The sequence below is a fragment of the Pyramidobacter piscolens W5455 genome (assembly GCF_000177335.1).
GTDB lineage: Bacteria > Synergistota > Synergistia > Synergistales > Dethiosulfovibrionaceae > Pyramidobacter > Pyramidobacter piscolens.
Genome location: NZ_ADFP01000054.1, coordinates 1 through 12,910, shown reverse-complemented (window position 1 = coordinate 12,910; position 12,910 = coordinate 1). Strand labels below are relative to the sequence as shown.

At 56.2% G+C, this 12,910-nt stretch carries 12 protein-coding genes; 1 reads left to right on the top strand and 11 read right to left on the bottom strand.

Annotated elements, in window-relative coordinates; all coding sequences use genetic code 11:
• Nucleotides 1–9: 9 nt before the first annotated feature.
• Entirely contained in the window at nt 10–963 is a 954-nt protein-coding gene (gene speB / locus HMPREF7215_RS04960; protein WP_009164588.1) for an agmatinase, read from the bottom strand.
• Nucleotides 964–1,358: 395 nt separating this feature from the next.
• Between speB and HMPREF7215_RS04955 the strand changes: the two genes are divergently transcribed.
• A complete protein-coding gene (locus tag HMPREF7215_RS04955; protein ID WP_009164587.1) occupies nt 1,359–2,270 on the top strand; it encodes a LysR family transcriptional regulator in 912 nt (303 codons plus the stop codon).
• Nucleotides 2,271–2,953: 683 nt separating this feature from the next.
• On the opposite strand, the gene HMPREF7215_RS04950 is transcribed toward HMPREF7215_RS04955, so the two are convergent.
• From HMPREF7215_RS04950 to HMPREF7215_RS13800, 10 genes are all read right to left on the bottom strand, one after another.
• The gene (locus HMPREF7215_RS04950; RefSeq protein ID WP_009164586.1) at nt 2,954–3,628 is read right to left on the bottom strand and encodes an AroM family protein; all 675 of its coding nucleotides are present in this window, start codon (nt 3,626–3,628) and stop codon (nt 2,954–2,956) included.
• An 11-nt stretch (nt 3,629–3,639) separates the two neighbouring features.
• Nucleotides 3,640–4,602 (bottom strand): DUF1177 domain-containing protein, encoded by a 963-nt coding sequence (locus HMPREF7215_RS04945; protein ID WP_009164585.1) that lies wholly within the window; start codon nt 4,600–4,602, stop codon nt 3,640–3,642.
• A 68-nt stretch (nt 4,603–4,670) separates the two neighbouring features.
• Complete coding sequence (locus tag HMPREF7215_RS04940) at nt 4,671–5,750, bottom strand: DUF917 domain-containing protein (RefSeq protein WP_009164584.1); 1,080 nt, start codon at nt 5,748–5,750, stop codon at nt 4,671–4,673.
• A 13-nt stretch (nt 5,751–5,763) separates the two neighbouring features.
• Complete coding sequence (locus HMPREF7215_RS04935; RefSeq protein WP_040550537.1) at nt 5,764–6,414, bottom strand: aspartate/glutamate racemase family protein; 651 nt, start codon at nt 6,412–6,414, stop codon at nt 5,764–5,766.
• 79 nt (nt 6,415–6,493) lie between these two features.
• Nucleotides 6,494–8,125, bottom strand: a complete 1,632-nt coding sequence (locus HMPREF7215_RS04930; RefSeq protein ID WP_009164582.1) for an OPT/YSL family transporter — start codon at nt 8,123–8,125, stop codon at nt 6,494–6,496.
• 236 nt (nt 8,126–8,361) lie between these two features.
• Complete coding sequence (locus HMPREF7215_RS04925; protein ID WP_009164581.1) at nt 8,362–9,477, bottom strand: PucR family transcriptional regulator; 1,116 nt, start codon at nt 9,475–9,477, stop codon at nt 8,362–8,364.
• 10 nt (nt 9,478–9,487) lie between these two features.
• Entirely contained in the window at nt 9,488–10,342 is an 855-nt protein-coding gene (locus tag HMPREF7215_RS04920) for a hypothetical protein (RefSeq protein WP_009164580.1), read from the bottom strand.
• Between the two features lie 625 nt (nt 10,343–10,967).
• Nucleotides 10,968–11,918, bottom strand: a complete 951-nt coding sequence (locus HMPREF7215_RS04915) for a nucleotidyl transferase AbiEii/AbiGii toxin family protein (RefSeq protein ID WP_009164577.1) — start codon at nt 11,916–11,918, stop codon at nt 10,968–10,970.
• Nucleotides 11,905–12,675 (bottom strand): type IV toxin-antitoxin system AbiEi family antitoxin domain-containing protein, encoded by a 771-nt coding sequence (locus HMPREF7215_RS04910; protein WP_009164576.1) that lies wholly within the window; start codon nt 12,673–12,675, stop codon nt 11,905–11,907. The genes HMPREF7215_RS04915 and HMPREF7215_RS04910 overlap by 14 nt, the downstream gene beginning before the upstream one ends.
• Before the next feature lie 51 nt (nt 12,676–12,726).
• Nucleotides 12,727–12,910 (bottom strand): hypothetical protein (locus HMPREF7215_RS13800; RefSeq protein WP_232205525.1); only part of this gene is annotated, 184 nt, incomplete at its 5' end.

Sequence of the window (12,910 nt, the reverse complement as noted above, 5' to 3'; positions counted from 1 at the left end):
CCTCCCGACTTATTTGCCTTCTTTCCGATTCTTCTGAAGAGCGAGGATGGAGAGGAATTCGAAGACGATGTTGGCCGCCAGATAAGCCGTGATCTCGCCGTGATCGTAAGCGGGAAGCACCTCGACGATGTCGAAACCCACGAAGTTGACCGTCGTCAGCGCCCGCATCAGCGTCAGAGCTTCCAGCGACGTGAATCCGCCCACCTCCGGCGTGCCGGTGCCTGGCGCGTAAGCGGGATCGACGAAGTCGATGTCGAAAGTAAGGAACGTGGGCTTGTCGCCGACGCGCTCCTTAACGGCGGCGATCAGCGCGTCCAGCCCCATTTCACGGATCTTGTGGGCGGGGATCAGCTTCATGCCAAGATCGGCGGCCATCTTATGCTCGTTGGGATCATAAAGCGAGCCGCGCATGCCGACCTGGATGCAGCGCGAAGGCTCGATGAGCCCTTCTTCGAGAGCGCGGCGGAACGGCGTGCCGTGGTTGTACTTCTCGCCGAAGACCTCGTCGCAAAGGTCCGAATGCGAATCGAAATGAATCAGTCCCACGGGGCCGTGCTTCTTGGCGACGGCGCGAAGCTCGGCCAGCGTGATGGAGTGATCGCCTCCGAGCACGATAGGCAGCGCTCCGTCGCTCAGGATCCCGGCGACGCCAGCTTCGATCGCGGCGTAGGAAGGATGGATGTAACCGGGCACGATGGGAAAGTCGCCCAGATCGCCGCCCGTCAAAGAATCCATGATGTTCACCTGCTGTATCACGTTGTTGGGCTTCATCATGCAGGAGATGTTGCGGATCGCCGAAGGACCGAAGCGGGAGCCCGAGCGGAAGGAACTGGCGGTGTCGAAAGGAGCGCCGGCGATGGCGAAGTCAAGTCCTTTGGCGTTTTGGATGCGGGCCATGCGCATAAAAGTTCCCATATTGCAGAAACGAGGCGAAGAAAGAGCGCTTGCAGGCTGATTGGACATAAAAATCCCTCCTGGTTGATTTTGGACGAGTTCAAAGCCGAAATTACTGACGCTCAGAGCACCGGTTTCTCTGCGTTTTCACGATATCATGATTCTTTGTTCTTGTACCTATACTGAAAAAATAATAGCCTATATCTTTTATTTGTCTTAAATTCCTTTATAAAGCGATTGTTTATATATTCGCGTTGGATTATCGAAAAAAGTTTTGCTTTAATGGATAAAATGTCGGGCGGTCTATCCTGAAATCCTTATAGATTATTAGGCAATTCGTATGAGTCTCCCCTCTTAATAAAATGATAAACTGCTTTTATAGGAAAAGGACTGTTTCTGCCTGACAGACCTCCGTAAAAGTGATTTTGTTCACTGTGCTGGGCAAACGCAAAGGAGCTGACAGAATGAACTTGAAACAGCTGGAATACGTCATTGAAATCAGCAAGTGCGGTTCCATCAACAAGGCCGCTCAGAATCTCTACGTGGCGCAGCCGTCGTTGAGCACCGCTATCAAGCAGTTGGAGCAGGAGCTGAGATTCAACATTTTCCGTCGCAAGAGTTCGGGCATCGAGCTCACTTCCGAAGGCAAAATGCTGTTGCTGTCGGCCAAGCTCATCATCTCTGAGGCAGAGCGCATCCGACGCATTCCCCTTCTTTTCGACAGCCAAAAGAACCTCTCCATCTGCGGCACGTGGTCGTCGCTGCTCATGTGCGGCTTCATGCAGTTCCGAAACGAATTCCCCGAGACCTCCTTACAGGACAACATCAAAGAGACCAGCATCCGCCAGGCTATTCGCGACGTGATGGATCAGACCTACCGCCTCTCCATCGTCTCCTGTCTCGACAGCCGCTGCGACCTCTACCGCATGGAAATGCAGAAATACCATATCAAGATGACGCCTCTGGCCATCAACGTACCGCCTATGGCCGTCGTCTCGACAAATCATTACCTGAGCCGTTTCCGCGCCGTCACCACCGCCCAACTCAGAACCTGCCCAATCGTCGCTTACGACACCTTCAACAGCGACGACTGGCTCGGCGCTTTCGGGCTCGACAGTCATTGCGAAATACTCAACATCTTCGACCGCGGCGCTTTGCAGGACGCCATCCGCCATAATTACGTCGCCATACTGCCCATGGATCCCGATCTGGAACAGAGCATCCCCAACATCGTCATGCGCCGCATCTCCGACGGCCCCATGTCCAACATTTACATGCTGCACCAGATCTCCTATCCGTTGAACCCGCGCGAGAAAAAATTCATCGCCCGCTTCCAGGCCCGCTTGGACTCCATCTACGGCAGTCAGGCGCAGTAGGAATCCTCTCGACGGAGAAAAGCTCCGCCCGCTCTCGTACGGAGGCAGGCCCGTAAAGCGTCTGAGAGCCACGGGAGAACGACGGTCGAACGAAAAAAAATCCGAACGCCGCGTTCCCGGAGAGGGGCAGCAAGAGCCGGTTTCATGAATTCCGCAAAAGCCGCACCCCTCCCGTTTTCGCGCGGAAACGAGAGGGGTGCGGCTTTTGCTTTTGCTTTTGCCAATGAACATTTGTTACTGATTTTCAATCAAAAGCATCATTGAAAATGCCGCGGCGCACCTTCGACACTCTGAAAAGGACGAAGAACCTACGCCATTTTTAATGAAAACGAATATGAATCGACTGCGGCAGTGTAGTCCAAGCGGATCGTCCGGCATAGGGTGAGCCGAGTGAAGCGACGCGGCGGTAAAGAGCGTTCTTTCGGTCGTCCCCAGAGAGAAAACTTCAGCTGCTCTCCGGCGCCGCAAGCGCGGACGGCAGCTTTTTCACGCTTGCAGAGCGCAAACTTGATTCCGCGCGTTTCCTCCCACGATATTTTGGAACCGCGGGCGGAGTTATTATTTCCTTTGGTGCATGTAAATTAACTCATTGTAATGACTGTGTTTATAAAAAATGTTCCACGTGGAACATTTCGTATAGGTGTTTGGAATAGCATCTGCTGACACTACTCCAGTTTCGTCGCCTACACAAGCTCGCTCAACACCCGCGCAGCGATGGAGCGGGCGAGAATCACGGGCTTGCCGGTGATTCGGCGAACCTGTTCCTTCATCGCCAGCGTGTAGCCCATGCAGTCCATGACGAGAGCGTCGGCGCCCCAGCGGGCGAGTTCTTCCGCCGCGGCGGGGATCGTCTCTTCGGGACGGACGTAGGGCGACGCGCCGATCGAGCGGTTTTGCGGCGTGATCTGCGACCAGCGGCGCGACGACTGTTCCAGCTGATCCGGAGACGGCATGAAGACGCCGAGTTTCGCACCGGCCGGCACGACGGCCTGAACCATGTTGAACAGGATTTTCTGCGGTCTCAGCAGCAGCCCGCCGGTTGGAAAGTCGGGGAACTCGCCCGTGCAGAGCAGCAGGACGGCGGGGATCCCGGCGGCGAAGTGGGCGGCGATCTTTTGGCGCAGCAGCGGCGTCACCGCACGTTCGCAGATTTTCACAGACGTGCCGTCGGCCATTCTCGTGACCAGCACATAATCGCCCGGGCGCGGCGCCATGGCGGCGATCTGTTCGGAACTCAGACCGTCCAGCGCTCCCGCTTCGATCAGTTCCACTTCCGCCCCGAGGATCTTCATAAGGTCAGGCGTGACGTCTGTTCTTGGCGCCTGCCCAATGGTGACGGTCCCTACGCGCAAAGTCATGGCCGGGCCTCTTACGCCTGAGGATCCGCCGGCGGCAGATCGCCCATGCTTTGAAGTTTGTTCATGGCCCCGTAACGTTTGAGGGTCAGATCGAATTCTTCCTCGCTGTAAAACTTGCACTTGCCCTCGCCGAACGCTTTCGCCGTTTCGATGGCGAAGCGCACGGCCGCCTCGATGTCTATCGGTTGCGAGCTTCCCGTAGCACAGCCGGGGACCGTCGTCTGCGACGTCAGCGCCACGCCGACGACCGGCGCTTTGGTGGCCGTGCAGGGCTGGAGGATGCTGTTCAGGTGATAGAGCCCGTTGCCGTAGGGCGTGATGTCGGTCATGCTGAGGGGAAAAACCTTGGGCAGCTCCCCCGTGACGGAGCTCATGATCTCGAGCAAATCTTCGCTGACGCGCAGGATCCAGCCCTCCTTGACCGTCGGCGAGATGGCAAAGCCGCGGGCGTTGACGATCCGGTTGCCGCGCGTCGTGTCGATGGACAGGACGGCGTCCAGCTCCTCGCCCATTTCTTCGCGGTTGGCGATGGTCATGTTGATGGGAGAACCCATGAACGGCACGGGATCGTGAGGGCGTGTAGGAGAATTGGGGCAGATGTGAGTGGAGACGAACACGTCGCCTTTGAGCGCGTCGCCCTTTTTCGCCATGTCGCCCAGTTTCATGGCGACGGCCACGGCCGACACGGCGCCGTCGCCGTCGGAAACGAGCCCGATCCGTTCGGGGCGCGCGCCGATGCCGCCGAGACGGCCGACGATACCGATGGTGGGGGCTGTGCCGCCGTTATGTTTGCCTTCGGAGCCGTAGAACCACGTTTTGACGAAATCAGTGCTGCCTTTGGGGCCGTGAACAGTTTTGACGGAGATTTGTTCCCCCGGCACGCCGGCGGCCATCAGCGCTTGTTTGACGCTCTCGCCGCTTACGGACGGCGAGTCGAGCAGTTCAAGCGCGTTCATCGTATAAAGAAGAGACATGATCGGTACCTCCTTGATTTTCTACGTCTATTTTTTTCTCTTCGGTTATTGCGAACACGGCGGCTGCACTACTTCAGCGTGACGTAGGGCAGCACGGCCCTGCCGACGACCTTCTCGATAGGTTCCAAAAGTTCCCGGCAGAACATGCCTGCGCCAAGAGGGATCCTGTCCGCAGGGACCAGCGTCACGAAAACGCGCCGCCCCTTTGCGAGCTCCGCCGTGGTGATGGGAAGTCCGGTTTCTGCGTCCGTGGTCATGATCAGATCGGGGAAAGTCCCCAGCCGTTCGCCGCCGCGGTCCAGCGTCATGAACTCGTTCCAGAATGTCAGTTCGCACCCGCCTGCGGAAACGACGCCGTGATCGAAGCCGCCTTCGGTGGTCAGGTCGATGGCATCCACCGTGCCTGCCGTGACGACGCGGCCGCCGAGAAAGCCGACCGCCGCCTGGACAACAGCTTCGGCTCCGCGGGAACGGGCTTCAAGCATTTTCGTCCCAGTTTCGATGGCCAGCATCACGGCTCCCGGCGCGGCATGTTCTTTCAAATAATGGGCTTTGACCGGATTCCGTGCCACCGCGACCAGTCCGCCGGCCTGAACGGCACACTGCCGCACGAGCGCCGCTACGGCCTCCATGGGGCCGCTGAAAGCCGCTTCGAGGTAGCGCCCCGTCTCGGGATTTCCTCCCGCCGCCGTCTGCTTCGAAACGTAACGATTGTCGCGGTGCAGCGCCATGGATCCCATGACGCCGGTGGGATGCGCGCGTCCGTTGCACGGCGCGTCGATCAAGAGCAGCCCGCTCATGGCGGCCGGCAGCCAGCCGTTGAACGTCGAGCCGCCGCCGTTTTCGTTGGTGATCAGAGCGGCCGGAGGCGGCGCGTCCAGCTTTGCCATAAGTTCGATAACGCGCACGGCCGCTTCGGGTCTGGCCATGGCTTCCTTGGCCGCCGGTGCGCCGACGGCCGAACAGGTGACGACGACCGCTTCGGGATCGATTTCGTCCAAAGAGACGAGTTCGAGCGGACCGGCCGCGAGCGCCGCTTCGCCGAGGGCGCGTCCCTTGGCCATCGAACCGCCGCCGCCCCCACCGAAAAAACAGCCGCCCAGCAGCGCGGCTTCCACGTATTCCTGAGTCAGTTTCAGCCGAGACATTCAAGCGCCTCCTTCAACACAAGGCCGTCCACAGGCAGGCGGCCGCGCAGCGCAGCGGATCCAGCGCCGGCAGGCCGACGCGGCGGCTCAGCTCCGAAGCGGCGCCGATCGTCGCCAAACCGGTGCAGGCAAGAAGAAGCAGTTTGGCGCCCTTGCTTTTCAGCGCGCGGCCGGCTTCTGCAAACTCCTCCATCGCCTCCGAGCGGAACAGATCCAGCGTCGTATGGATCTGCGGCGGGCGCAGAGAGTCGACGATCCTGCCGCCTAAAATTTTTGCGATCTCCTCCGGCACGTCGTCCGTGATTCCCAAAACTCCCACGGGAACTCCGTAAGCGCCGGCCACATGCGCCATCGCCGTGCCGGCACCGACGACCGGGACGGCGAGCTCCCGCTGAAGGAGCCTGACGCCGGGATCGCCGGCGCAGCTGATATAGACGGCGTCGACTTTCTCGGCAGCGAAAGCGCGCCCCAGCGCCAGCACCTTGGGCAGCGCCTTCGCGTGACTCGCCTCGTCATGGATCCCTTCATCCTGATCGGCGATGCACCGCGATTCGACGGACAGACCGGGAAAACACGATTCGATCATACGCCCGTGAAGCTGGAGCAGCTCTTGATCCTGCGTCGTCAGGACGCGGATCAGACCGATTTTTTTCTTTTCCGACATCGAAATTTCACACCCTTTCACGGCAGCGCCGTTTTTACGAAAACACGGCGCTGCCGGTCACGTCGAAGATAAAATGCACTTACCACCAACCGAAGGAACGCCCGATGGCGTTAAAGAAACCGAAAAGCCCGTCGCCGGCCACGAAACCCGCGCCGTAAAGCTGCATCGCCTCTTCGTGGTTTTTGATGAAGAGCGCCCGCAGAATCAGGGCGACCACCAGGCCGACGCCGTAAATGGGGTTGCGGATCAGCAGTCCCGTGGCGCAGAGAATGCCCAGCGCCTTTTTCGAACCTCCCGCAACCTGCAGAAGCGCGCCGGGAACGGCCCAGCACAGCATTTCAAGAAGGATCGCATAATCGGAGCCCGCCTGGACCGTGGCCGCGAAGACCCGGCTGACGGGCGGAAGCAAATTGAGATTGAAATGCATCTTCATCAAAAGTCCGACAACCACGGCAGCGATCAGACCGCCGAAGAGTTCGGAAAACATCTGCTGGCGACGTCCGTCCAGTTCGTACTCGCGATTCTTCCCGCTTCCTCTGATGACCCAGCCCGTCTTCAGATCGTATCCCATGTCGGCAAAACAGGGGCCCGTGCTGGAAACAAAGCCGGCCAACACCGCCAGCGCCGCCAGCGGAAAATTCATGAACAGGCCGAGGCTGACGAAAATCACGGTCACGGCAAAACCGGGGAACCAGCCCGAGAACATGGCGCACAGCCCGACCAGGATCGCGGCGGAGATCGACGAAAACGTGCACCAGACAACCCAGAGAATGAGCTTGGGCGGCTCCATGGAAGTCATGAACCCGGTAATGGTCGCCAAAATGACAGCCGCTACAGCGAAATATCCAATGTGAGCGGCGATGGCTTTTTTTGCCGCCGCGTGGGTCACCGTAGGCGCGTTTTCGGACGAAAACTCGCGGACGGATTTTTTGAAGATCATGACGAGCGCCTGAATCAGTGAGATCAACCCAGCGCCGATCATGAAACCGTGCGGGATATACGTTTTCCCGAGATCTGCCGGGAGATTCGTCAGTCCAAGAGAACTGAGCCAAGGAACAAGGTTCGGATAGTAGCCGCGGATCAAAAGCCCTGCGGCCAGAGCCGACATGGCCCACGGGTTGGCGATGAACGCAATGCCGACGCCGGCCATGGGGAGACCGCCGGAAAGAAAAGGTTTGATTCGACATCCTGCGCCTGCCGCGCCTAAAACGATACCGCTCAAAAGCGTACGTCCTTTTTTACCGCCTTCGTCTCCAGCGATCAGAGCTTCGGCCGTGGCGATTCCCGGCGCCCACGATTCCCGGGCGGGGAACATCTCGGAATCGAACAGCGAATAAACGAGATGCATGCCGATCAGCGTCGCCATACCGGATCCGATAAGCATCGGCACGATCAAGGAAGGATCGCCGAAAACGTAGAGGATCCCGACGGCAAGCAGGCAGCAATTGGCCGCACCGAAACCGGCGGCCGAAGCCATCGTCTGCACCAAATTCTGTCGGTCCAGGCTGCGGAACCGCCCCAGACTGGCAAAGGGGATTCTGGCAAGCGCCATGGCGAACAGGGCGCCGATGACGGATGTGTTCGGCGTCGTCCCGATGCGGGAGATGATCTGCATACAGATGACCGCCGAAAAAACAGAAACCAGTACGCTGATGACAAACGTTTGTCCTTCAAAAGCCTTGACGTGCGGAACTTTTTTCTCTTCTGACATGTGACTGACCTCCTGACCTTCGTCGAAAATAGTGAGACTTTCTCAAAAGAAACGCCTATACGTAATCCTCCTGTCAATAAAGTTTTTTGAGATCTTATTAAATTTTATCATGCTAAATAATATAATAAATATATTCTTGCATAAAAATACAGCATCAAATTATGCAGGCGCACAATTCTAAAAATAAAGCCCCCTGAAGGAGCGTCCTTTCAAAATGCGCTCCTTTCAGGGGGCTTTTACGATTCTTCGCCAGCGCTGTTTTTTGCGCATAGAAAAAACAGCGCCAGATGGAACAGCGTTGAGCCGTATCGGTTTAAGGGGAGAAGCTCCATGATCCGCCTGTGGCGGTAAAGCAGGGTATTGCGGTGGATGTGCAGTCGTTGGGCGGCTTTTTCGGAGGAGCCGTCGCAGGCGAACCAGACGCGGAGGGTCTGCACAAGGTTGGAACGTTTTCTCGCGTCTTCGTCGAAGAGAGGGCGCAGACAGCGAGAAGCGGCTTCACGGAGTTCGCTCAGCGGCCGGTTCTTTTTGAGAAGATCAAGAAGTTCCAGCTCCGAGTAGACGAAGACGCCTTCATCGAATCCTAGCTGAGCGCCGAGCTGCAGGGCCGTTTTCGCTTCCGCGAAGCTCTGAACGATGTCTTCCAGCGGTGCGGGGCCGGAGAGGCCGAGGCTCTGATGTTCCAGCTGCTGGATCAGATGGCATTTCAAAAATTCGATGAAGTTTTCCGCCCGCTCGCCGGGCAGCTGAGCGACGAGCATGCGCAGGGAGCTGTTGGCGCTGTACTGGAAAGCGCGCGGCGGCGGCAGGGAAGGCCGCTGCGGCGGCAGATTTTCCCATTGCAGGCTCCATACGCTCCGGGAGCTTTCCCAGCCCTGCCGTTTCAGCGACTCGAGCAGGCCGACGGGATCCTGCTCCAGCTGAAAAAGGCTGAGAGGCTCGCCGGCGTCGTCGCGACAGCTCCGTTCGGTACGGAATATCTCGCGCATGACCGTGCGCGAGACAACGGCATAAGCCAGTCCTTTGGGCAGGATGACCAGGGGAAAGTCCAGCTCGTCGGCGAGGCTGAATGCCTCCGGCGGGATCGCGCTGATGAAACGTCCCAGCTTGACGCCCAGCCCGGCGGCTCTGCCTGCGCTCAAGACGCGGATGATGCGGCAGATCTGCTCGGGATTGTTGCGGAAGGCGTAACCGGTCGTGAAGGAGAACGTGTCGGGGCGGCACCAGCCGGAAGGGTCGGGGATCTCGATGAAATCGATGAAGCGGACGCGGTTTCCCGTCCCTTTTTTGCCTGCCGCGATTTCATGGCCGGCGAAAACGGGCAGCTCGAGCATGTCGGCAACGGTAAACATGACGGCCATCCTAGACCGGAAGTTCTCTGCGGCGGCTTCGGTACCAGCAGCCGCGGTGCTCCGCGCCGGTCGGGCCGCAGGCGGTGTCAAGACAGCTTTTCAACGACTTTGCGTCGCCCGCGCTTTTTTGAAAAGCCGCACCGGACAACGCCAGAATTTCGTTGAAGAACGCCTCGCCTTGGGAGTGCTCGTCAAAGCTCGCCAGCAACGTGCAGCCCCCTTCCGATCCTTGGATTCCGCCCCGCGCGACGATTTGAACTTCCGCGGCGCCGAGGATTTTGCAGGCTTCCGCTTCGTTGATTACGCGGCCGGGGATGGGAATCAGACCTGCCGCCATGCCCATGGACAGATCGGGGGCGAGACGCGACGCGGCGGCCACGGCGTCGTCCAGCGAACAGGGCGCGTATTTTTCGAGTCCGGCCGCAACGATCATCTCCACGCCTTCGGCGGGAAGGCTCGTAAAAAAGTGCAGCGTTCCGCCGAAAGGGCTTCCGGCAAGCATCGCCGCGCGGCCGTGACGATCCACGAGGTTGGCGCCGATCACGCAGACGTCACCCGGCGAAAATCTCAATTTTCCGGAGGACCAAAGCTCGGCGTCCAGCGGCGCAGGAACGCCCCGATGCAGCAGAAGGCTGTGAGGGGCCGAGCAGTCTTCGGCGCAGCTCCCCGCGCCGCGTCGGTCGATGCGGCCGCAGATCTTCAGCGGAACGCCGCAGACCGCTTCGGAGATCAGCGAAACGGTCGTGCCGCCTTTGAGGAGCAGCTGCCCCTCAGCCAGCGCGTTCCGAACGGCGGGCAGCGTCAATATGGCTTTGGCGATCAAACGCTTGCCCGCTTCGACAGTCAACGAAATCTGCACTTTCATGTGATTTCCCCCGTTCTCGAAAATCGGATTTTTTTCTTGAAAACGAACGACGGTCAGTTCAAAATCATAGCAACTGCCGTCTCACACTAATTCTTGACATAAAGTGTCAACGTAGTTTTCTGGGCGCTGCGAGCGACTGAACTCCCTCGCAGCGCCCCTGTGTTCGGCTTTTTGATTAAGAAACAGTCTCAAGCGCCCCTTTGCGGCCTGCGCCATTCTGTGTGGCGTTTTTCATTATATATTGTTTTTTCGCTGTTTCAAACGGGCGACTTTCGAAGGGAAACGATCTGTCAGGAGACGTTTTAAGCCAAAAAAACTCAGCTGGAGAAACTCAAGGCGAAGCGGCGTATCCGAGTCTCAGTTCGCCGCCGAAAGGCAGACTAATCGTTTTAGTGCATATAAATGAAATCATCTCAATAAATTCGTTTATGAAAAATGTTCCGCTCGGGATGTTTTTGTACGAGGAACGAGCCGCCCCGAGACGCAATTGAAAAACTCGTGAGCCATCCGTTTCCGCGGCCCGATATTGATTTTCAACAAAAAGCACAATTGAAAACGCCGCGCTTCGCACGGTCGCGCCGCCAAGAACAACAGCGGGGCACATCGAGCTCTCCGGTTGCAATGTTTATTTGCGGCATCTCCACAGTGCCATCGGATGGGTTTGGATCCGATTCAGGATGTCTCGGTCATCGAATAGTAACTCCGGCCGATATTCTTTCGCTTTGAAACGATCCAGATATTCCGTTTCGGCTCCAGTAAGAGTCATGAGATCGCAGATGTATTCTTTCGCTGCATTGATTCGCGCATCAAGATCAAACTTCCGACGACGTTCTGACTGACCTAAAACAGGGAAGAGATCGCGACGGATCTTCTGAAAAGAGAGCGTATCAATAGCTTTTATATCAAAAGTTTTGTTGAGTTCTTCCGCGGAAATTGATGCATAGAAGATGATACTTTTTCGAAAGAGATCTTTTCGGTCGGCAAAGAGATTGTCTGCGATCATGTTTCCAAAATCATACAGATCTCTTGCTGCGGCTCGTGACAACAGGGCATTTGCCTTGGCAGCAAAAATTTCCATAGGATCAACGCAGCGAACCGATATATCTTCGCCGAAAGCCTTTGTCAGCAGATGTCGATGTTCCAATTCAAAGAGATGGGCCCGAAGCGAATAATTAAGCTCGATCTTGATCATGTCCGGATTACCTGCGGCGTTCCGGTAACTGTAGTGAAAGGCGTCCAGACTGTGATGAAACCGCGATGCGGGAGAAAGCCTGTACCCTTCCGATTCCATGTAGGCTTTTATAATCGCGCTGATCTGTTCTCTGGCAGCAAGCATATCCTCTCTGGGTAAGTTGGGGGTGAAGTCCAAATCGATATCCACAGAGAGCCTGGGCAGACTGAACAGCATAAGATTAATTGCGGTGCCGCCTTTCAGGAGTATATGTTCTTTCAGAAACTCTTCGTTGTTAAAGTACGACAGGATCTCTTTCAGGCGTAATACTTTTTCAAATGTATCGCGCAGAAATCCATATTTTCTTGCGGTAACGTCCAGTTCTGATCTGTTATATTTCGGCATCCGGCGTCATCGCCTCATTTTTCATATTCATAAAATTTAGGGGAACGATCAGTTTCCAGTGATCGTCGTATATCCCATCCGCCTTGTCCCGCGTTAGATAACGCTTGCTTTTTCCAATATGAGACCGGCAGATATCAAAAAATGAGTCCGACAGGCCAAGGACATTGCGGTTAGCCCATAAAAGGAGTCCGGCCTTTTGGTATAGAAACTGATTGTTATACCTCGAAAGATAGCGAAGCAGTTTATCTTCATTCAGACGACGCATGCTTTCAACGTTGGCAGCAACTTCTTCAAGACCGGAGATCTTATCCATATCCTTCAGACAGTCTGCGAGGGTACGTTCCTTGTCGGTGACCCTGACGCCCCCGCTCAATTTGGGGCTGTCGACCCCTTCTTCCAGTCGAGAACGTACGAAATGGTAGGTATATCCATCGAATTCAAAATCCTGAAAACGGGTTTCCGATGATACATAGACATCGTAGAAAATTTGATCAGTTATTCCGTAATACTCCATTGCGGTATGATGCGATACATACGAAGTCTCAGTAATCGCACTGGCGATCTGAAAACGGTTGGCGATCGGGCCTTCCCGTTCCGCGCTTACACAAGTATAGAGATTACTGCGTATCTTCAAAGCTTTTCCATACGTCATAAGCCTCTTGACTGCAGAACGTGCGCTGCCGATATTGTTATAGCATTTATTTACATCGTCGATCGTGAAAACGGGACGCTTTGCCATTTTTGTATATATATCCATTGATAACATCTCCTTTGCTTTTATAATTGCTCGAAATAGATCTAAAACGGTCTAAAACATTCCATGAATAAACTTATATCCTAACGACATTAATGTCAAGTTTATTTTACACATATAATAGACTCTCAGCGAGCTAAATTTCAATGTAATTAAACCATGAAGAGATGGACTTCCGGAAAAAACTTTAAAGTGCAAGAAAGCCGCTTCGGCCGAAAAGGCCGGGGCGGCTTCTTTG